Source organism: Vallitalea sediminicola (genome assembly GCF_054408565.1).
The window spans coordinates 1-278 of record NZ_BTPT01000289.1 but is presented as its reverse complement, the minus strand read 5'-3'; the positions used below and the strand labels follow the sequence as shown (position 1 = coordinate 278).

The following is a 278-nucleotide window of genomic DNA, read 5'->3' as shown; positions in this document are numbered from 1 at the left end:
TTTTCTCTTATTCTTCTCATATATACAGCTAACGTATTTTGGTCTATATAGTTTCCTTCTATATCCCATAGATGTTCCAGTAATTGTTCTTTACTTAATATCTGCTGACCATTTTTCATAAAATAGTTCAGCACTTTATATTCAGTTTTTGTTACTTCAATCTCTACAGCATTTTTATATATTTTCATTTTATCTGGATATAAAACCATATCACCTGAAGTAAGGGTATCCTTTTTTTCTCTAACTGAAGTTCTTCTAAGTACTGCGTTTATTCTTGA

At 28.8% G+C, this 278-nt stretch carries 1 protein-coding gene; it reads right to left on the bottom strand.

Annotation, left to right across the window (positions count from 1 at the left end):
• Positions 1 to 278: response regulator transcription factor (locus ACX6CF_RS26780; RefSeq protein ID WP_458788427.1), on the bottom strand; the 278-nt coding region annotated here is incomplete at both ends.